This window comes from uncultured Bifidobacterium sp., from assembly GCF_959020145.1.
Classification (GTDB): domain Bacteria; phylum Actinomycetota; class Actinomycetes; order Actinomycetales; family Bifidobacteriaceae; genus Bifidobacterium.
This window is the reverse complement of sequence record NZ_CAUEQY010000003.1, coordinates 60,540-82,297: the sequence shown is the minus strand read 5'-3', so window position 1 is coordinate 82,297 and position 21,758 is coordinate 60,540. Positions and strand designations below refer to the sequence as shown.

The window sequence follows — 21,758 nt, the reverse complement described above, 5'->3', positions numbered from 1 at the left end:
CGACTATCCTCAATCGAGGAAAGTCACCATACACAAAGGGAGTGATTGTGGTAGATATCGTTGACAAAGCCCTACGCATGGGTGAAGGCCGACAGATCAAGAAGCTTGAGAACGTGGCCAAAGCGACGAACGCCTTGGAGGACGAGATCGCGGCGCTTGACGACGAGGAGCTCAAGGGCCAGACCGCCAAGTTCAAGCAGCGTATCGAAAACGGCGAGTCCCTTGACAAGCTCATGCCGGAAGCTTTTGCCACCGTGCGTGAGGCGTCCAAGCGAACCTTGGGCCTGCGCCACTTCGACGTGCAGCTCATGGGCGGCGCCGCATTGCACTGGGGCAACATCGCCGAAATGAAGACCGGTGAAGGCAAGACCCTCGTGGCCACGCTACCCGCATACTTGAACGCACTTGACGGCAAGGGCGTCCATGTCGTCACCGTCAACGACTATCTGGCCAGCTACCAGGCCGAGCTGATGGGCCGTGTCTACCGCTTCCTCGGCATGAGCACCGGCTGCATCATCACCAACCAGAAGCCGCCGGAGCGTCGCAAGCAGTACAATGCAGACATCACCTACGGCACCAACAACGAATTCGGTTTTGATTACCTGCGCGACAACATGGCGTGGGAGAAGTCCGATCTCGTACAGCGTGGCCACCACTACGCCATCGTCGATGAGGTCGACTCCATTCTTATCGATGAGGCTCGTACCCCGTTGATCATCTCCGGTCCGGCCGAGGGCGACGTGACCCGCTGGTACCGCCAGTTCGCGCGCCTGGTTCTGAAGCTCAACCGTGACGAGGACTATGAGGTCGACGAGAAGAAGAAGGTCGTCGGCATCCTTGATCCGGGCATCACCAAGGTCGAGGACTATCTCGGCATCGACAACCTGTACGAACCGAACAACACCGCATTGATCGGCTATCTGAACAACGCCATCAAGGCCAAGGAGCTGTTCCTGCGTGACCGCGACTACGTCGTGACCGGCGGCGAAGTGCTCATCGTCGACGAGCACACCGGACGTATCCTGCCGGGCCGCCGTTACAACGAGGGTCTGCACCAAGCCATCGAAGCCAAGGAAGGCGTGGAGGTCAAGGCCGAAAACCAGACCTTCGCCACCATCACCCTGCAGAACTACTTCCGCATGTACGACAAGCTGGCAGGCATGACCGGTACCGCAGAGACCGAAGCCGCCGAATTCATGGGCACCTACAAGCTGGGCGTGCTGCCGATTCCGACCAACAAGCCGATGATCCGCGAGGATAAGGACGATCTGATCTTCCGTACCAAGAAGGAAAAGCTCGCCGCCATCGTCCGTGATGTGGCCAAGCGCCACAAGAAGGGCCAGCCGGTCCTGCTGGGTACCGCATCCGTGGAATCCTCCGAAGTCGTGTCCTCTCTGCTTGACGTGGCCAAGATTCCTCACCAGGTGCTGAACGCGAAGCAGCATGACAAGGAAGCCGCCGTTGTGGCCGTCGCAGGCCGTAAGGGCGCCGTCACCGTGGCCACCAACATGGCAGGCCGTGGTACCGATATCATGCTCGGCGGCAACGTCGAGTTCCTCGCCGATGCGAAGCTCAAGTCCGAAGGCTATTCTCCGGATGACACTCCGGACGAGTACGAGAAGCGTTGGCCGGGCACTTTGGCCGAAATCAAGGACCAGGTCAAGGACGAGCATGAGGAAGTCGTCAAGCTCGGCGGTCTGTACGTGCTCGGCACCGAGCGCCACGAATCCCGCCGTATCGACAACCAGCTGCGCGGCCGTTCCGGCCGTCAGGGAGATCCGGGTGAATCCCGTTTCTACCTGTCCCTCGAGGACGATCTGATGCGTCTGTTCAACACCCAGCTGGTGGCGCGTGTCATGGCCAAGGGCATGCCGGAAGGCGAGCCGATCGAAGCCAAGAGCGTTTCCAAGGGCGTGCGCACCGCACAGAAGGCCGTCGAATCGCGTAACTTCGAAATCCGTAAGAACGTGCTGAAGTACGATGACGTGATGAACAAGCAGCGCACCGTCATCTATGCGGAGCGTCAGGCTGTGCTGAAGGGCGCGGATATCCACGAGGACATCCTCAAGTTCATCGACGACACCGTGCTGAGCTACATCAAGGGCGCCAACAACGGTTCCGACAAGCCGGCCGATTGGGATTGGGACGGTCTGTTCAAGGCCATCTCCTCCGTGTACCCGATCGCCGTGGAGCAGGAAGCGGCCAAGGACGCCGTCGACAAGCTCAAGGGCGACAAGGCCGTTGAGGCCCTGAAGGAGCTCATCGTCTCCGACGCCAAGGACCAGTACTCCGATTTCGAAGACAAGCTCGGCAGCGAAGGCCTGCGCCAGCTCGAGCGCCGCGTGGTGCTCGCCGTGCTCGACCGCAAGTGGCGTGAACACCTCTACGAGATGGACTACCTCAAGGACGGCATCGGCCTGCGCGGTATGGGCCAGCGCGACCCGCTGGTCGAATACCAGCGTGAAGGCTACCAGATGTACAACTCCATGATCGAAGCCATCAAGGAGGAAACCATCCAGCTGCTGTTCCACGTGGACATCGAACGCGTGGCCATGACCGAGGACGAGGAGACCGAATCCGATGAGGATGAGGCCGTGAACGCCGCCGAGGCCGTAATGGGTCTGGACGGCGAAGCCGCCGCGACCGGCGAATCCGCTCCTGCAGAGCCGGAGACCGATGACGAGGCCGAAAAGACCACCATCGATGAACTGGCTGACGAGCAGAAGAACGAGAAGGGCATCGTCGGCATGCAGCCGATCAGCCATGCCGAAGGCAAGGTCCCGGCCAACAAGCGTCCGAAGAGCGAGGAACTCCACTCTCCGTGGGCGGATGGCCGCACTTTCCCGGGAACCGGCAAGAACGCCCAGTGCCCATGCGGTTCTGGCCGTAAGTACAAGATGTGCCACGGCCAGAACGAGCAGTGATTCGCTGAGTCGCTGACTTGCTCATGACATAACCTCCCCCGACCGTAATCGGGGGAGGTTTTCTTTTTTGAAGAATCTTCGATGGGCCGTTTCGTGATATGGACGTGCGGACGTGGGGAAACGTCCAATCGTTACAATTGGCGGCATCAGAACAACAATAAAGGCGTGCGACAGCGCCAAGGAGGGCATCATGGCCGAAATCACATGGAAGTCGATCCTCACCAAGCTGGTCGGAGGGGACCACTTGAGCGCCGAGGAATCCGAGTGGTTCGTCGATGACCTCATGAACGGCAATGCCGATCCGGCGGCCGTTGGCGCGGTACTCGCCACCCAGCAGCAGTTGGGGCTGACCCCCGACGAAGTGCGTGGCGCGGCGAAGGCCATGGTGGCCCATGCCATTCCGCTGTACATCGACGGTGAAACCACCGACATCGTCGGCACCGGTGGCGACGGAGCCTCCACCGTGAACCTGTCATCCATGGGGGCCGTCGTAGCCGCGGCCGCAGGCATAAAAGTCGTCAAGCACGGCAATCGTGCGGCCTCATCCAAGTGCGGCACTGCTGACTGCTTCGAAGCGCTCGGCCTGCCCATGGATTTGACTCCGGAACAAGTGAGCGAAGTCGGCAACGAATGCGGCATCGCATTCGCTTTCGCACGCACCTTCCACCCCGCCATGCGTTTTGTCGGTCCGATTCGCGCCGCGCTCGGCGTGCCATGCGTGTTCAACGTGCTTGGTCCGCTGACCAACCCGGCAAGCCCGAAGCATATGGCCGTCGGCTGCGCTAATCGCAAGATGAGCCCGATCATGGCCGCCGTATATGCGGCGAACGGCCAGATCGGCATGGTCTACACTTCCCATGAGGGCCTTGACGAGATGGCACCGACCGGTCCGGTCTCCATTTGGGAATTCAAGGACGGCAAGGTTACCGAAAACAAATTCGATCCGACCGTCGAACTCGGCCTCGCCAAAGTCACCATCGCAGATCTGAAGGGTGGCGAACCGACGCTCAACGCGCAGCTGGCACGAGACTTCTTCGCAGGCAAGGATGTGTCGTTCCGTACCACCGCGCTGCTGAACGCCGCTTCCGCAATCGTCGCCGACGGTCATTTGGTGCCGGGCGACGCAAGCTTGGCTGACCGGTTCAAAGCCGCCTACGCCATCGCGGAGCAGACCGTCGACTCCGGCAAGGCCACGGCGCTGCTTGACAAGTGGATCGCCATCGCCCAAGCTGCGAAGAAAGCCTGAAAACGCTGACAACGTATGTGTATGTGAAGGCCCCGGCGTAAATATGAACCGCACCCCGATTGTTGGACTGAAGAAATTCAGATTCGATGATCGGAGGTGCGGTTCTTTCGTATGCGTGAGGATCGAAGGAGACGTTACGACGACGGGTTCCGGCGCGAGGCGCTGGAGCTCATCAAGTCCGGAGCCGGCAAGGACACGCTCGCCAGAAGGCTTGCCATACCGGTGTATACCGCGAGAAACTGGATCAGGCTGTACAGGTCCAACGGCGAGGAGGCGGTCATGGGAGGCGGCGGCAGCAGACGCTACGACTGGGAGACGAAGGTCGCCGCGGCGCGCGACCACGTCGAGAACGGTCTGACCAAGACGGAGGCCATGGCCAGGCACGGGATCGCGAGCATCGCGTACCTGAAGGCGAAGGTCGCGTACCTGGAAAAACTCCGGGCCCTGCGGGCGTCCAAGTCACGCGGCGCGAGCGAAGCGCCGTCGTCCGACTGCTCGCAGGGCGGGGACACCGGCTCGACCACCTCCTGAGGATAGCCGGGGTGCCGAAATCCACGTACTACCACCACCTGTCGCGCCCGGCGCACGTGTCCAGGCCGGACGTGGAGCCGATGGTACGGGAGATATGGGAGCGCACCCCGAACGGGTGCGGCCACCGGCAGGCGCGCATGTGCCTGGTCCACGAGTTCGGCACGCGCATATCCGCCAAGACCGTGCTCAGGGTCATGCGCCGTATGGGCTGAGATGCGCCATCCGCTCCAGGAACCCGTGGAGACGCTACAGCTCGTACAGGGGCGAGACGGGCGACCGCGTGCATAACCTGCCCGAACGCGACTTCGACGCGGCCCGTCCGTTCTCCAGGCTCGGCACCGACGTCACCGAGTTCAAGGTCGCCGGCTCCAAGGCGTACCTCGCTCCCGTGTACGACATGGCCAGCAAGGAGATCGTGGCTTGGGACGTGAGCCGCAGTCCGGACCTCGGGCAGCAGAGGCGCCTGCCCGCCATGCTCGCGGAGCGCCTGCCCGCCGGCACGGAGCCGATCCTGCACTCGGACATGGGATGGCAGTACCAGCACCAATGGTGGAGGAAGGAGCTCGAACGCCCCGGCATCCGCCGGTCCATGAGCCGCAAGGGCAACTGCCTGGACAACGCGGCGGCCGAGCAGGTCTTCGGCCACTTGAAGGACGAGTTCTACCGCGGCCGTGTGTTCGACTCGTACGAACAGTTCAAACGCGAGCTGGACGCCTACATCATCCATTGGAACACCAGACGACGCCAGATACGACTCGAGGGACGCACCCCGGAGGAGTTCCTGAGCATGTCCCTCGCGGTCTGACCCTGTATCCCAATTAACAACGTCCAACAAACGGGGCACAGTTCAATAACCGCCGGGGCCTTCACATAGATGGATGTATTCAGTTTGTCGCCAAAGAATCGTCAGACGCGTGCTCCATCATCGAATTCGTCGGTACGCGTTTCACGATGCCCTTTATGCTGCACGATGAGGCCAGCGGCGCCGACCAGCGCACACAAACCGAAAATCGAACCAAGAATCGAAGCCAACGCCGGAACGAACACGGAAGCGATAATGCCGATGACGCCGGCCACCAGCAATATCCAGAACACCAGTTTTGACAGTTTCACATGGCCGATTTCAGGATTCGGCGGCACGAAGTCGTCACCGTAACGGTCCATGACCCGATCCGTGTCAAGCCAGCTCGAACCAGTGAAATCGCGCGGCCCACGACCATTCGCCGGCGCATCATTGGTGAACGTGCCCTGATCCAAGTCATCGATGGACAGCAAAGCCTCTTTTTCCCGACGTTGCGCATGCTTCTCGAAACGTTTCGCACTACGCGAACGTTCCACGGCCTTCAAATCGTCAGCATGCGAATCCGCAAACTCGGCCCAAGCCGCATCCAAGTCGTCCATTGGAGAGCCGCCACCATGCGACGCGTCATTTGGGCGTTCTTCATCGTCATTGCTATTGTTGAGGTCAGTCATACTTATACTCTAATCGGGCGGAGGCCAATCCGCCGGGAGGATCGTGAAGAATGCTCTATTGGTTTTTCGTAAAAGGCTTGGGACCAATCGCCATCCACCGTTTGGGACCGACCGCGCAAGGACTTGAGAACATTCCGCACGAAGGTGGCGCCATCATCGCAGCCAACCATCTTGCCGTCATCGACGATGCGTTGCTGCCGTTGACCTGCCCGCGCATGATTCATTTCATGGGCAAGGCCGAATATTTCGAAGGCAAAGGCATCAAAGGCAAATTCAAGAAATGGTGGTTCACGTCAGTCGGCGTGTTCCCCGTGGACCGTTCCGGCGGTTCCAAATCACTTGGCGCACTGAACCACGCCCGTGAGATCATCGAGGACGGACATCTGTTCGGCATTCACATCGAAGGTACTCGCAGCCCTGATGGACGTCTTTACAAAGGACACACCGGCGCGGCGCGTCTGGCATTCGAAACCGGTTGCCCCATTATTCCGGCCGCCATCATCGGTTCGCGTGAACTGCAGAAGCCAGGACAGGTCATTCCGAACAAAGGCAAGTCCAAGGTGATTTACGGCAAGCCGATTGAAGTCGAGAAGAAATCCGCCGACCAGATTACCCACGATGATTTGCGTTCGCTTACCGACCGCGTGACCCGTGAGATCCAGAAGATGAGCGGACAGGAATACGTCGACGAATACGCGCAGAAGGTCAAGGCCGAGCTCAAAGCCCAGCAGGAGGCCGAAGCGCAGGCACAAGCCGAATCCGCTGCCAAGAAGGCATAAGTTTTCAGCGAGGTTCATTCCAAACCAATCAGGGGTGTCTGTTCCGAAGAATGTTTTCGGAACAGACACCCCTGATTTCTATTTTGTAATCAGGATAATCAGTCGAACAGCGACGAATACATTTTCAAGGTGACGGTATTCGGCGTGCCATCCTCCTGACGCAGTCGCACCTCGGTGCCTCCTACCGGATCCTGCGAAGCGACCTTCTTGTCTTGACTGGAGTCAAGTGTCAGTTGCGAGCTGATCTTCACACTGAATCCCAGCTTCTCCAATGCGGCTTTGGCAGCGGCGGCTTTCTGTCCGACATAATTCGGCAGCGTTACGGTTTCCGGTCCCTTCGACACCACCGCATTGACGCTATCGCCCCAGTGCAACTCGTCTCCGGTCTTCGCGGAAGCGGAAATCACCTGTCCTTGCGGAATCTTGTCATCGAATTGCTCGGTCCAGTTGACGGTGAGCTTGAGCGCATCAAGCGTCTGCTGCGCCTCATCCTTCGATTTGCCCACGACGCCCGGCATGGTAACCGGTTTCGGTCCTTGGGACAGCGTGACGGTAATCTTCGCGTTATGGGGCAGAGTCGCGCCGGGATCCACGCTTAAATCAAGCAACGCGCCCTGAGGTACGTCCATGGAATACGCGTCATCATTGGCCGGAGTCTGTTCGATGTTGTCGAAGCCGGCACGCTTCAACGCGTTGATCGGATCCTTGCCGTTCGCACTGGTGGCATCGAGAATGTCTGTGGGAACAGTGCCCTGCTTAATACCCTTGGACACTACCACCTTGACCTTCTGATGATGACGTTTGCTCACATGCGAACCGACATTCTCCGGGTCGGTGGAGATGACATTGCCAGCCTTGACGGAATCACTGAACGCCTCGGTTTCTTCGTACTCGATGTTGGAGAATTTCAGCAGTTCCTCATAGGCGTTCCATTTGATGTTGGAAATACGGCAGGGCTCCGAATCGGAACATGTGAGATCTGCCGGCTGAGGCATGGTCCAGTAGCTGCCCGGTCCTCGGAAATACCACCAGGCATAGCCTCCACCGCCTGCGCAGGCAAGCACGATGGCTGCTACGACGGCGATGATGACAGGTGCACGCTTGCCACTGCGTTTCGGCTGTCCACCACTGACCGGACCGTTCGAGGGGGAAGCTGGAACGTTGTTGGCGGGGACGTCGTTCTTTTCCAAAGCCAAGCGGGTGGTTGCCTCCGGATCTGCCTGCTGCGCCGGCATGACGGTGGTTTTGTTCGGGTTTTCCGGATTGAACTGTCGTGTACGATCGTCGTTCTGACGCACAGGCGGTGCTGGGGGAGCGGGCGGTAGCGGCATCTGCCGGGTGCCATCGCCGGGCATGGTGTCGGCGGCATCGTTTGCGGCCGGGGAAACGGCTGACAGACGGTATTGCCAGTCGTCGATGGTGAGGTTCGATTGCAACTGCTGCAATTCGTCGAATGCCACGGACGCATCCTGGGGACGGTCCTCGACCGCGCGCGCCGTAAGACGGGCGAGGAATGCGGCCACGCCTGCATTGATGCCCGGACAAGCGGTCGTGATATCCGGCACATCCTCATGCACGTGCTTGAACACCAGCGTCACCGGATTGTCCGCGGTGAACGGCACCTTGCCGGCCAGCATCTCCCAAGCCATGATGCCTACGGAATACAGGTCTCCCTGCGGCGTTGCCTGATTGTGCTGAATCATTTCTGGCGCCAGATAGGCGGCCGTGCCCAGCAGCATGCCGGTGGAGGACAGCGTGGCCTGCGACACCGCCTTGGCCAGGCCGAAATCGGTGATCTGCACATGTCCTCGGTCATTGAGCAGAATATTCTCCGGTTTGATATCGCGGTGCACCACGCCTGCGCGATGCGCCGAAGCCAAGCCGTCCAACGTCTCACCGACTATGCGTAGCGTCTCACGAACGCTGAACGTGACTTGCTGGTTCATTTCGTACCGCAGGTTCACGCCATGCACGTACTCCATGACAAGAAAATCCAGTCCATCGAACTCACCGGTGTCATACACCTGCACGATATGGGGATTGGCTATTGCTGCTGCGGAACGGGCCTCGCGATGGAAACGTTCCACGAACTGGTCGCGTTGTGGGCCCTGTGCCAGCTGCGTGTGCATGATCTTAATGGCGACGGTGCGTCCCAGACGCTCGTCAACAGCTTGATACACCGTGGCCATGCCGCCATCGGCGATTCTGCTGACGACTCGGTACCGGCCTTCGATGACCTGGCCTTCGGGGGCATGCTGGGCTTCACTCATGGCTAATCGGTACGATTCCTTCTTCAAAAAACGTTTCGCGACAAAGATGTGTTCACTTGTAGTCTACAAGGAATGGTTTGCGGAAGATGCGATGAACACGGGTCTTTCACAGTGCGGCGGCATCAGCCCTGTTCCCGCACAATCGGTACGAAACGTGCGCATGCTTCGGTAAGCATGTCTTTGCGATCCTGCGATAGTTCAAGCGTCTCGATGGCGGCCTTCGACTCGAGCCACAGACCGGCGATCCGTTCCTTGGAACGTGCGATGGCACCAGTGGACTCGAACAATGCGATGGCACGCCTAACATGTGCCTCGTCACGTGATTCGGCTTCCCACATGTCGATGAGTTCACGTCGTTCGACATCGCCGGCAGCCTCAATCGCATCGGCCAGCAACACCGTGCGTTTGCCTTCACGGATATCACCGCCCACCGGTTTGCCGGTATTGCGGCTCGACCCGATGACGTCCAGAAGATCATCCGCGAGCTGGAACGCCAAACCAAGAGGCAATCCAATCGCCAGTGCGAGCCTGCGCGCGTCCGCAGGGGCGAGGCCGGCGGCAAGCATACCGAATTCCAAAGGTGCGATAGTGGTATAACTGGCGGTCTTCCAACGGAAGACATTCAAAGAGGCCGACGCCAGCTCTTCAGGATCGTCTAACGTATTGAGTTCCACGGCCAAATCGAGTACTTGGCCGATTTCCACTTCACGGTGCATATTCAGGAAGGCCGACACCACGGAAGACCCGGAGCCAAGCCGGCAAGCCGCTTTATTGGCGATATCCACGCTCGCGGTGGCCAGCATATCACCCAACATGATGCCCAAACCATGGCCGATGGCATCACTATGGGTATCCGTGGCAAGCGCACGATGAGCGGACGGCTTGCCACGGCGCAGATCGGAATCGTCGATGATGTCGTCATGCACCAACGCGCCGGTCTGAAACACTTCGATCGCGCATGCCAGATCCAACACCGCATCCATATCACGTTCCGCCACATCCTGCGGCGCGAACGCACGGAACGCATCCAACGTCAGCAACGCCCGCAGACGTTTGCCGCCCTCACTTGACGTGACCGCCTGCTGCGCCACCGCATCAGCGACGGCTTTGCAGGAATTCGCCACCGGATCGTCCGCATGCAGGAACGAAAAATCCCTTACCAGCGAGAGCGTGCGCGTTTCAATCTGTTCCAAATCGGAAGAGCTAGTCATGGGTCAAGGTTATCCACACACATTCGACAAGAGGAAAACATAATGATTGCAGCGGGTGAGACGGTGCCGGACGTTTCGTGACACGCCGAGCTTCACGTTCTCCGACCACAGGGGTCCCGAAACGCCTCATTGCATTGCCGGATGATGCATAGTTCCAACAAAGCGGCCTGCATCAAGCGACCGCTCCGATACGCCAAGGAGGACGAGACATGAAGACGATCGACGAGCCCATGCCGATATGCGAAGCCGAGATGGAACGGCTTGAAGACCAATTGGTGGAGGATTGCAAATCGCTGGGCATGGCGGAGAGCATACGCGATTTCCTGCAGGAGCCATTCTCGGAATGGATGGATGAGCTGGCCGATGAATCGTCGGGAGATGACGATTCATCGCCAGAATGCAGACTGTCCAGAAACGGTGCGGGAGCACTTGCCATCGCCATGCAGCAGACCATGGCGGTGCGTGACGCGCTGCTGGTCTCCATCATCGTGGATGAACGACGTTCGTCACGTGACTTTCTCATGGGATTCATGGCCAATCCGACACTTCCCGGCAACACGCGTCATCTGGAGGAATCCCTCAACGGATCGTTCCGTGACGCATCAAGAAAACCCGACACGAAACGTTGCGACAACGGCGTCAACATGATGTTCGACATCATCGGGATGGTCCCCGAACGGTATCATGTGCAGCCATTGGCCATCATCAGTTATGTGCTGTGGTGGATGGGCGATGAGCGCGCCATGCTGTGCGCGATGCGTGCGCTCGCGTTGGATGAGAATTGTTCGCTCGCGGCGATCATCTGCTCCGCGGCGCATCGTCATATCGGACCGGCATGGGCCGAAGAGACATAGAGCAACACGCCGAAAGGAAGCGGTACTTGCGCATGGTGAGCTCAACACGCGGGAATAATCGTCCTCGCAAGATGGTTAACTCACATAGTTGACGATTTGCCCTTGCCAGAAGTGGGTCCATATGGTATACGCTTCCGGCGGGATCAATAGGAGGATAAGTTTGGCCACCAAGGAAACGACGGTAAATACGGAACAGACTGATCTGACCGAAAAGACCACCTCCGGAAAAAAGGCCTCCACGCGCAAGCCTGCTGCCAAGAAGAGCGAGTCCTCAAAGACCGCTACGAAGACGTCGCGCAAGACGGCCGCGAAGAAGACCTCCGCCGCCAAGAAAAGCAAGAAAGCGGAAGAAGAAGAGAACCTGATCGAGCAGGACGCTCCTGAAGACGATCCCGTCGAGGATGCCGATCTTGATGATTTCGACGATGACCTTGATGACGTGGACGACGAAGGGGAGGATGACGACCTCGACGAGGACAATATCGACGAGGATGACGATTCCGAACTGGAAGACGATGACGAAGACAAGCGCAAAAAGCCGGAAGAGCCCAAGGAAAAAGGCGCTTTCGTGGTGCGTGACGATGATGACGACGACAATCTGACGCCGTCCGGCAATCCGAAGCGTCGTGTGATCGCAGCCGGCGCCACCGCAGATCCGGTCAAGGATTACCTGAAGCAGATCGGCCGAGTGAACCTGCTGAACGCCGAACAGGAAGTCGACCTGTCCGAACGCATCGAGGCCGGTCTGTACGCCCAACATCTGCTGGACACGGAATCCGACAAGATGGATTTCAAGCGCCGGCGTGAACTGAAGTGGGCCGCGAACGACGGCAAGCGCGCCAAGGACCATCTGCTGGAAGCCAACCTTCGACTCGTGGTCTCTCTTGCCAAGCGCTATACGGGCCGTGGCATGCTGTTCCTCGATTTGATTCAGGAAGGCAATCTTGGTCTGATTCGTGCCGTAGAGAAGTTCGACTGGAAGAAGGGCTTCAAGTTCTCCACGTACGCCACATGGTGGATCCGCCAGGCCATCACCCGTGCCATGGCTGATCAGGCCCGCACCATTCGTGTGCCTGTGCATATGGTGGAAGTCATCAACAAGCTGTCCCGCGTGCAGCGCCAGATGCTTCAGGACCTCGGCCGCGAACCTACGCCGGACGAACTGGCCCGCGAGCTCGACATGCCGGTCGAGAAGGTGCAGGAAGTGCAGAAGTACGGGCGTGAGCCGATTTCCCTGCACACGCCGCTGGGCGAGGATGGCGATTCCGAGTTCGGTGATCTGATCGAAGACACCGACGCCATCGCACCGTCCGATGCCGTCGCCTTCTCGCTGTTGCAGGAGCAGTTCAAGCAGGTGCTTGAAACGCTGTCTCCGCGTGAGGCTGGCGTCATCAAGATGCGCTACGGTTTGGAGGACGGCCAGCCGAAGACGCTGGATGATATCGGACGTGTGTATGGCGTGACGCGCGAACGTATCCGCCAAATCGAATCGAAGACCATGTCCAAGCTGCGCCATCCGTCCCGTTCGCAGACGCTGCGCGACTTCCTGGACCAGTGATAGTAATCAGACGCGAGTAAATGAAGTCGAGAAACCGGCATGAACGCAGGGTTTCTCGACTTCATGTCTTGTAAGGCGACAATTGAAAGGGAACATGGCTAAGGATAATTACGGTGCTGAGAGTCTTACCGTGCTCGAAGGCTTGGATGCGGTGCGCAAACGTCCGGGCATGTACATCGGCACGACCGACAGCCAGGGCCTGATGCACTGCCTGTGGGAGATCATCGACAATGCCGTCGATGAGGCTCTTGCGGGAGCCTGCAACCACATCATCGTGACCTTGCATGACGATGGTTCCGTTGAAGTGGCGGACAATGGCCGAGGCATTCCGGTGGACGTGGAGCCGAAAACCAAGCTCACCGGCGTGGAAGTGGTGCTGACCAAGCTGCATGCCGGCGCCAAATTCGGCAATTCCTCGTATGGCGCTTCCGGCGGTCTGCATGGTGTCGGCTCATCCGTGGTGAACGCATTGAGCTCCCGTCTCGACGTGGAAGTGGATCGTGACGGCAAAACCCACCACATGGCTTTCCATCAGGGCCACCCCGGAGTGTATTCCGACGTTGATCCGGAACACCCGTCTCCCGATTCGCCATTCAAGAAGACGCGCAAGAATCGTCCCACCGAACTTGAGATCATCGGCAAAGTCAGTCCGAAGACCACGGGTACCCGCATCCGCTATTGGGCGGATCCGGAGATTTTCAACGACACCGCTGAATTCAGCTATGACCAGCTCATCGACCGTGTACGGCAGACCAGTTTCCTGGTGCCAGGACTGAAAATCACCGTCATCGACGAGAACATTCCCGAAACCGGCGACGAGTCCATTGACGAAATGCTGGAAGTCGATGACAATGTCATCGAACAGGTGACGGAAGAGAACACGTCCGCTGAAACGGATGATATCGGAACCTCTGCCGACATACTGCAGGAGGATTCAGCCGAAGCTGATGAATCAGCCGAATCGCAAGAAAACGATGCTGCCACGCAATCGCAGGAAACCGTTTCCCAACCCGTGCAGCCGAAATATCCGCATGCGCGCGTCGAAGAATTCTGCCATACCGGAGGCGTGAAGGATTTCGTCGACTTCCTGTCCAAAGGCGAAGCGGTCTCCGATATTTGGCGCATCGCCGGCGAGGACACGTATGTTGAAGAAACGCAGGCGGTCGGAGACGATGGTGAACTGCATGCGCAGAAGGTGACGCGTGATTGCGCAGTCGATATCGCCATGCGATGGACCAACGGCTACGACACCACCATGCGCAGCTTCGTCAACGTGGTGGAGACGCCCGGCGGCGGCATGCACGTGGACGGCTTCCTCCAAGGCATCACCAAGCAGGTGCGCAAGGCCATCGAGGACAACGCGCGCAAACTCAAGGTGAATCTCAAGGATTCCCATATGAAGGTGGAACGTGACGACATTCTCGCCGGTCTGGTGGCCGTCGTCACCGTCCGCATCGCCGAACCGCAGTTCCAAGGCCAGACCAAGGACGTGCTCGGCACCGCGCAAGTCAAGCCGATCGTCTCCAGAATGACCGATAAGCAGTTCGGTGAGATGATTACCGGCTCCAAACGCGGTTACAAGGAACAGTCCGGCCGCGTGCTGGAGAAAATCGTCGGCGAAATGCATGCCCGCGTGCAGGCGCGCAAGACCAAGGAAGTCACACGCCGTAAGAACGCGCTTGAATCCGCGTCCATGCCGCCGAAACTGTCCGACTGCCAGCCCGGCAATGACGATGTGGCCGAACTGTTCATCGTCGAGGGTGATTCCGCATTGGGCACAGCCAAGGCCGCCCGTAATTCCGGTTTCCAAGCGTTGCTGCCGATTCGAGGCAAAATCCTCAACGTGCAGAAGGCATCGCTCGCGCAGATGCTGTCCAACAAGGAATGCGCAGCCATCATCCAGGTGGTCGGCGCAGGCTCCGGCGCAAGCTTCGACATCGAACAGGCCCGATACAACAAGATCATCATGATGACCGATGCCGATGTCGACGGCGCGCACATCCGCATCCTGCTGCTGACGCTGTTCTACCGGTACATGCGGCCGCTTATCGAATACGGTCATGTGTATGCCGCCGTGCCGCCGCTGCATCGTATCGCGTTGACGGGTACGCATAAGGGCGAGTACATCTACACGTATTCCGATGATGAGTTGGCAGGCAAACTCGCCGAGCTTGATAAAAAGCACATCGGCTACAACGAGGACATCCAGCGTTACAAGGGTTTGGGTGAGATGGACGCCGACCAGCTGGCCGATACCACCATGGATCCGCGCACCCGTATGCTGCGCCGTATCCGCATGGAGGACGCCGAACAGGCCAGCCACATCTTCAGCCTGCTCATGGGTGATGACGTGCCGCCGCGCAAGGCGTTCATCGTGGAGAACGCCGACGATTTCGACCGTTCCAAGATCGACACCTGATCTTGATTGCATGGGAGGTAGGTTCCGTTCCGTCGAAACCCGCCTTCCGCATTTTTTGCCGGAACCAACGCCTGCTCGCTTCTTGGAACAGGACCGAAAACAAGACCGAATCATGCTTCGACCGGAATCAGACGTTGAATCGGTACCGCAAATCGCTAGTTACCGTTTGGTAGGTAACTGCGGGTAAACTGTATGACGAATTCGGACCATCGCGTCCATGGAACCATCAAAGGAGCTGATTCATGGCTAATCTGCTGCTTGCCGTGATTTATGTGGCTTTCATCAGTCTGGGCTTGCCGGATGCCGTGCTCGGGGCCGCCTGGCCGACGATGGGCACCGATTTGAATGCGCCTGTTTCCTGGGAGGGTGGCATTTCCATGACCATTTCGGCGGGCACCATTGTGTCCGCGTTGCTGTCCGATCGAATGACTTTGCGATTCGGCGCGGGCAAGGTCACTGTGGTATCCGTGGCATTGACGGCGTTCGCTTTGTTCGGTTTCTCGATCGCGCCGAATTACTGGATGCTGCTGTTGTTCGCGATTCCTTATGGATTGGGAGCAGGCGGCGTCGACGCCGCGTTGAACAACTATGTCGCGATCCACTATGAAAGCCGTCACATGAGCTGGCTGCACGCCATGTGGGGATTGGGCACGCTGCTTGGCCCGTACATCATGGCGTATGCATTGGGCGCGGGTCAAGGCTGGTCGTGGGGATACCGGTACATCTCCATCCTGCAGATAGCGCTTACCGCGGTACTGGTTTTCAGCCTGCCACTGTGGAAGACACGCACCGCACAAGACACCGAAGAGACAACTGAGGGTGACGGACCGCGTAAGCCGCTCGGTATCCGTGGCGTGCTCGCGATTCGTGGCGCACGCGAGATCCTCGTCATGTTCTTCTGCTATTGCGCGCTTGAATCCACCGCCATGCTGTGGGCCAGCAGCTATATGGTGCTCGGCAAGGGCATCGATAAGACCACGGCCGCCATGTGGGGAAGCCTGTTCTGTATCGGCATCACCGTCGGGCGTCTCGCAAGCGGATTCCTCACCATGAGATTGAGCGATCCGTCTATGATCCGCCTCGGTCAGGCCCTGGTATTGACGGGTGTCATCATCATGCTGCTGCCGCTGCCGCATCACATCGGCACCATCGCGGGACTGATGGTCATCGGCCTGGGATGCGCGCCGATCTATCCATGCGTCATCCACTCCACGCCGACCTATTTCGGCAAGGACAAGTCCCAGGCCATCGTCGGCATGCAGATGGCCTGCGCCTATGTGGGATCGATGTGCATGCCGCCGCTGTTCGGGCTGATCGCGCAACATGTTTCGGTCAACCTGTTCCCGTTCTATCTGGTGGTGTTCCTGGCGCTGATGGTCGCCATGCATGAGACCTTGCGCCGCAAGTGCGGCGACCGTGCGGCCGCCTGACGACGCCATATGTGAGACGCTCGAATGCGTCAGCCGGGCGGTGTGCTCGAATGGGTCGACGACGAATGACGGGGTTTCTGCCGGTTGTGGATGATGTCTGAAGACGATGCCATAATCGAACGTATGTACGAATGCATGGACTTGTTCTCGGAGGCTACCAATGCCTGGTTCAAGCATGCGTTCAATGCTCCGACGGAGGCGCAACGTCTGGCATGGCCGGCCATCCGCTCCGGCGAGAACGTGTTGGTGGTGGCGCCCACCGGCTCCGGCAAGACATTGTGCGCCTTCCTTTCCGCAATCGACCGTCTGATGACGGGGAAGGACGATGGCTTATTGCGGACGTCCGGCGGTGGGGACGGCACGGCTGAATCCGATTGCAATGCCAAGAAACGCAAACCCGTCCGCGGCGTCAGGATCCTGTATATTTCGCCATTGAAGGCTCTGGGCGTGGATGTGGCCAAGAACCTCCAAGCGCCATTGGCCGGCATCGCCGGACAGTGCGAGGCGATGGGATTGCCATCGCCGAAAGTCAGCGTGGGCATACGAAGCGGCGACACCACGCCGCAGGAACGGCGCAGAATCGTCAGCCATCCGCCGGATATCCTCGTAACCACGCCCGAATCGCTGTTCCTGCTGCTCACCTCCAAGGCGCGACGGATACTTTCCGCCGTTGATACCGTTATCGTGGATGAAGTGCACGCCATCGCGGGCTCCAAACGTGGCGCGCACCTGGCGCTGAGCTTGGAACGATTGGAAAGCCTTGCCGGCCGGTCTGTCCAACGCATCGGGCTTTCCGCCACTGTGGAACCGCCGGCCGAAGCCGCACGTTTCCTTGGCGGCACGCGGCCGGTACGCGTCATCAGACCCGAATCGCACCCCGACATGGATCTGAAAGTGGTGGAACCGCTTTCGGCCATGCGCGATCCCGTCTCCGACGACGCAGGGCGGAGGGCAGGCGCCGTGAAACTTCCGAACCGCCATACCACGCATATTTCCGGGGTGAGTCCTGCCATGGAAGCATTGGCGGAACGTAAAGGACTGACTTCGGTCGGGGGAGACGAACATACCTCACGGGTTTCAACCGGAGGTTCGGTATGGCCGGCCATCGAACGCAGCGTGCTTGACGAAGTGCTGAAACACCACACCACCCTCGTGTTCGTCAACTCCCGTGGCCTTGCGGAAAAACTCACCGCACGGCTCAACGACCTGTATGCGCAATTGCGCACATCCCGGAAAACTGGGTCTGAAACCGCCGTCAAAGCGGACGCAGGGTGGGATGCGCTGTCCGACCGTAGGCTTGGCCGAACGGCCTTGAGTGTGTCGGACAACGCATCCCAGCCGGAGTCCACAGCCAGTGATTCCACCCAGCCGTATCCGGATCTGGGCTCCCCGGAAGGCCGTGAAGGCTTCGCCAAACACTACGATTCCGTGGTCGGCTCCACCACCATGCTGGTCTCCTCGCATGCGGACGCCGACGCGATCGCCATGGCGCATCATGGTTCCGTTTCCAAAGACCGGCGCAAACAGATCGAAGAGCAGCTCAAACGCGGCCAATTGCGTTGCGTGGTCGCCACATCAAGCCTTGAACTCGGCATCGACATGGGGTCGGTGGATCTGGTCATCCAGATCGCACCGCCATTGTCCGTGTCCTCGGGATTGCAGCGGGTGGGGCGCGCCGACCACAAGGTCGGGGGAGTCTCGCATGCACTGTTCTACCCGATTACACGAGAGCAAATCATCGGCACGGCCGCAAGCATCGAATGCATGCGCTCCGGAGACATCGAAACACTGACCATTCCATGCAACCCCTTGGACGTGCTTGCCCAGCAAACCGTCGCCGCCGCGGCGATGGATGATCTGAAACCAGACGACTGGTACGTGACCGTGCGCAAGGCCGCGCCATTCGAAGATCTCGACAGAACCATGTTCGATGCTGTGATGGGCATGATGACCGGCGCCTACAACGGCGAGGATTTCTCCGCCTTCCGGCCACCACTGCAATACAACGAAGAGGCGGGTCTCATCTCCGCGCGCCCTGGCGCTCAACGACTGGCCGTGACCAGCGGAGGCACCATACCCGACCGAGGAACCTACACCGTGGTGCTTCCCGAAGAAGGCTCCGGACCGGGCCCACGCAAAGTGGGGGAGCTGGACGAGGAAATGGTGTACGAATCCCGGGTCGGAGACGTCATCACCCTCGGCACATCGACCTGGCAGATCCAGGAAATCACCCGGGACCGTGTGGTGGTGGTTCCTGCTCCAGGACGTACCGCCCGACTGCCGTTCTGGCATGGCGAAGGCGACGGGCGGGACGCGGCATTCGGACGGTCCCAAGGCCGATTCATACGCGATATGGCGCAAGGACTACGCGCGGAAGTCTCGGACGGCATCGCAGGAGACAAGACCAGCCGATTCGACACGACAACAATCGCACGTCTACGTCGTGACGGATTGGACGACAACGCCATCGGCAATCTTGCCGACCTGCTTGCCGAACAGCGCGCCGCCACGGGAACGATTCCCAACGACCGTGAGCTGGTCGTCGAACGCTGCCAGGATGAAGAAGGCGATTGGCGTGTGATCGTCCACTCGCCATACGGCAGACGCGTGCACGAACCATGGGCCATGGCCATCACCACACGTATCAAACAACGATACGGGTTCGATGGGCAGGTATACGCGGCCGACGACGGCATCATCATCCGCCTCCCGGACGGCGACGGCAACCTGCCGATCCGCGAGCTGCTGCTGTTCGACACGGAAGAGCTGCAACGCATCATCGAAACACAAGTCGGCGAAAGCGTGCTGTATGCCGCACGATTCCGAGAATGCGCGGCGCGATCGCTGTTCCTGCCACGCGCCAACCCCGGCAGACGCGTCCCCTTATGGCAGCAGCGGCTGCGCGCGGCGCAACTGCTCAACGCCGCCCGAACTCGGAAGAACTTCCCGTTGCTGTTGGAAACCGCACGCGAATGCCTACAGGACGTGTACGATCTGCCCGCGCTGAAACATGTGATGTCCGGATTACGCTCCGGCGTCATCTCTTTGAGCGAGACCGTCACGGAAACGCCGTCGCCGTTCGCGGAAAACATGCTGTTCGGATACGTGGGCGCGGTCATGTACCAATACGACGTGCCGCAAGCCGAACGCAGCACGCAACTGCTGTCCATGGACCCGGAAGTGCTGGAACGTCTTCTGGGCGCCACTGACATGGCTTCGCTGTTGGATGCCGACGTCATCGCGCAGGTTGGGAAGGAGCTTGCCGGACGGACGTTCTGGAACGATTTGGACGAGACCGACATTGCCGGCCGTGTGGCGCGATATGCCAAAACGCATGGCCCATTCACCGCGGATCAGATGATCGCCGAACTGGGATTGGACGCTGTCCAAGGCGTACGCATGTTGGATGAATTACATGCCAAAGGCGAACTGCTGAAAGGCCATTTCGTCGATGATGCGGCCGGAGCGGACGCCAATGGTTCCGATGATTCAGCATCGGAACGGTCACCTCGGCAAACGCCCCAGCAATGGCTCCACAAAGACGTGTTTCGGCGTATCCGCGCGCTTTCGCTTGCCAAGGCACGCAAAGCCATCAAGCCGGTGGAACCGGCCGTCTATCAGGCGTTCCTGTTGGACAGACAAGGCGTCGGACCTGTGGGTGGCGCCCGATATGAAGGCGTCGACGGGCTGATGCGTGTGATCGAACAGCTTGAAGGCATATACCTCAACGACTCCGTTTGGGAATCCTCGGTCTTCCCCGCACGCGTTCGCGACTACCAACCGAGTATGTTGGACGAATTGCTCGCATCCGGAGACGTGGTATGGGTCGGCTCCAAAATCAATGGTTCCAACGCCAAGGAAGCCGGCGGCATCGCATTCCATCCAGCTGATTCACGGCTGCTGGTGAAACCCGGCGAACAATCGCAGAACAATGCCTATAGTGCCGGAACCATGACCGTGCCGGAGACGATACTTGCCGCATTATCGAATGGGGGAGCCTTCCATGCGCGGCAGCTTTCCACGGCCGCCAAAGCCATCTGGCAGGAACATGCGGAAGTCAACGTGAATCCTGAAACAGGGGAAATCATCCTTCCCGCATGGGGCGAAAGCCAGTTCGAGGAAGCCTTGTGGTCCTTGGTATGGCAAGGCAAAGTGACGAACAGTTCATTCGCTCCCGTTCGGGCCTTGGCTCAAGGCACGGTTTCAGTGCGCGCGCCACGCACTGCCGCACGCAGACGCGTGCGGATCCACGTCTCGACACCGGCGACGCTCGGTGGATTATGGTCCGCGGTCGACTCGTCCCGGACCAGTCCAATGGCGATACCGGACCAAACGGACGATACCGCCGGCAAACCAACAGCCGGCATCGAGGAATACGACATCGCATTGATCGAATCGCTGCTCGACCGATATGGCGTGATCGCAGCTCCGCTAATCGACAAGGAGCAGGTCGCAGGCGGATTCTCCGGACTATACCCGGTACTCAAACGCATGGAGGAACACGGCAATCTGGTCAGAGGCATGTTCGTCAAAGGATTCGGAGCGGCCCAATTCGCCGGACGTGACACAGTGGACGCCTTGCGCGGCGACGACGAGGCGCGCAGCCAATCCTGCGTGGCGCTCGACGTGACCGACCCGGCCAACCTGACAGGCTCCGCGATCACATGGCCCGAACAACACCATATGAAACCGGCGCGCAGAGCGGAATCGGTCATCGTGCTCGACCACGGCATGCCGGTGCTGTTTGCCGTGCCGAAAAGCCACAGAATCGTCAGCTTCACCGATGACGAGCGAATATTGCAGCCGGCATGTACGGAACTTGCCTATGCATTGCAGCATCAGTCCAAGGGCAGCGTCAGCTTCGCCGAAATGAACGGTGAATCATTGAAGGAACGCAACGAATACAGACGTTTGCTGCATGCTGCCGGGTTCGTGGACAGCCCACAAGGCATGAAGCTATATGGCTGAACCAAGCCGGAGGCACTTTCACCCAGCCTGCTCATTCAACCTGGCGGCCCAAGTGCGCAAAACGGGAAGGCCCTGAACCGGAAGAAGAACCAGTC

Annotated in this window: 12 protein-coding genes and 1 pseudogene; 10 read left to right on the top strand and 3 right to left on the bottom strand. The window is 59.3% G+C overall.

Annotated elements, in window-relative coordinates; genetic code table 11:
- Positions 1-47 precede the first annotated feature (47 nt).
- The 4 genes and pseudogenes from secA (at position 48) to Q5H33_RS02050 (ending at position 5,506) form a co-directional block, all read left to right on the top strand.
- On the top strand, positions 48-2,924 hold the full coding sequence (gene secA / locus Q5H33_RS02060) for a preprotein translocase subunit SecA (protein ID WP_227561837.1): 2,877 nt from the start codon (positions 48-50) through the stop codon (positions 2,922-2,924).
- Positions 2,925-3,114: 190 nt separating this feature from the next.
- The gene (gene trpD, locus Q5H33_RS02055; protein WP_302422731.1) at positions 3,115-4,170 is read left to right on the top strand and encodes an anthranilate phosphoribosyltransferase; all 1,056 of its coding nucleotides are present in this window, start codon (positions 3,115-3,117) and stop codon (positions 4,168-4,170) included.
- Between the two features lie 111 nt (positions 4,171-4,281).
- A complete protein-coding gene (locus Q5H33_RS08415) occupies positions 4,282-4,701 on the top strand; it encodes a transposase (protein WP_003810582.1) in 420 nt (139 codons plus the stop codon).
- Positions 4,662-5,506, top strand: a pseudogene (locus Q5H33_RS02050) (IS3 family transposase). The gene Q5H33_RS08415 and the pseudogene Q5H33_RS02050 overlap by 40 nt, the downstream one beginning before the upstream one ends.
- Positions 5,507-5,607: 101 nt before the next feature.
- Here the strand turns inward: Q5H33_RS02050 and Q5H33_RS02045 are convergent.
- Positions 5,608-6,174 carry a hypothetical protein gene (locus tag Q5H33_RS02045; protein ID WP_011743375.1) on the bottom strand — a complete coding sequence of 189 codons (567 nt, stop codon included), beginning with the start codon at positions 6,172-6,174 and terminating at the stop codon, positions 5,608-5,610.
- Positions 6,175-6,224: 50 nt separating this feature from the next.
- Here Q5H33_RS02045 and Q5H33_RS02040 point away from each other — a divergent pair, with 50 nt between their 5' ends.
- Positions 6,225-6,953 carry a 1-acyl-sn-glycerol-3-phosphate acyltransferase gene (locus Q5H33_RS02040; protein WP_003810573.1) on the top strand — a complete coding sequence of 243 codons (729 nt, stop codon included), beginning with the start codon at positions 6,225-6,227 and terminating at the stop codon, positions 6,951-6,953.
- A 98-nt stretch (positions 6,954-7,051) separates the two neighbouring features.
- Here the strand turns inward: Q5H33_RS02040 and Q5H33_RS02035 are convergent, their stop codons facing one another.
- Both Q5H33_RS02035 and Q5H33_RS02030 read right to left on the bottom strand, forming a co-directional pair.
- The gene (locus Q5H33_RS02035) at positions 7,052-9,223 is read right to left on the bottom strand and encodes a Stk1 family PASTA domain-containing Ser/Thr kinase (RefSeq protein ID WP_033499685.1); all 2,172 of its coding nucleotides are present in this window, start codon (positions 9,221-9,223) and stop codon (positions 7,052-7,054) included.
- Positions 9,224-9,345: 122 nt separating this feature from the next.
- Positions 9,346-10,434, bottom strand: coding sequence for a polyprenyl synthetase family protein (locus Q5H33_RS02030; protein ID WP_003810570.1), 1,089 nt, complete (start codon positions 10,432-10,434; stop codon positions 9,346-9,348).
- A gap of 209 nt (positions 10,435-10,643) precedes the next feature.
- Between Q5H33_RS02030 and Q5H33_RS02025 the strand changes: the two genes are divergently transcribed.
- From Q5H33_RS02025 to Q5H33_RS02005, 5 genes are all read left to right on the top strand, one after another.
- A complete protein-coding gene (locus Q5H33_RS02025; protein ID WP_003810568.1) occupies positions 10,644-11,288 on the top strand; it encodes a DUF4192 family protein in 645 nt (214 codons plus the stop codon).
- A 160-nt stretch (positions 11,289-11,448) separates the two neighbouring features.
- Complete coding sequence (locus Q5H33_RS02020; RefSeq protein WP_021913814.1) at positions 11,449-12,846, top strand: RNA polymerase sigma factor; 1,398 nt, start codon at positions 11,449-11,451, stop codon at positions 12,844-12,846.
- A 94-nt stretch (positions 12,847-12,940) separates the two neighbouring features.
- Positions 12,941-15,265, top strand: coding sequence for a type IIA DNA topoisomerase subunit B (locus Q5H33_RS02015; RefSeq protein WP_003810563.1), 2,325 nt, complete (start codon positions 12,941-12,943; stop codon positions 15,263-15,265).
- Between the two features lie 242 nt (positions 15,266-15,507).
- Positions 15,508-16,695 (top strand): sugar MFS transporter, encoded by a 1,188-nt coding sequence (locus Q5H33_RS02010; RefSeq protein WP_270317837.1) that lies wholly within the window; start codon positions 15,508-15,510, stop codon positions 16,693-16,695.
- A 123-nt stretch (positions 16,696-16,818) separates the two neighbouring features.
- Positions 16,819-21,663: a DEAD/DEAH box helicase gene (locus Q5H33_RS02005; protein ID WP_302422809.1), complete on the top strand. Its 4,845-nt coding sequence runs from the start codon at positions 16,819-16,821 to the stop codon at positions 21,661-21,663.
- Positions 21,664-21,758 lie beyond the last annotated feature (95 nt).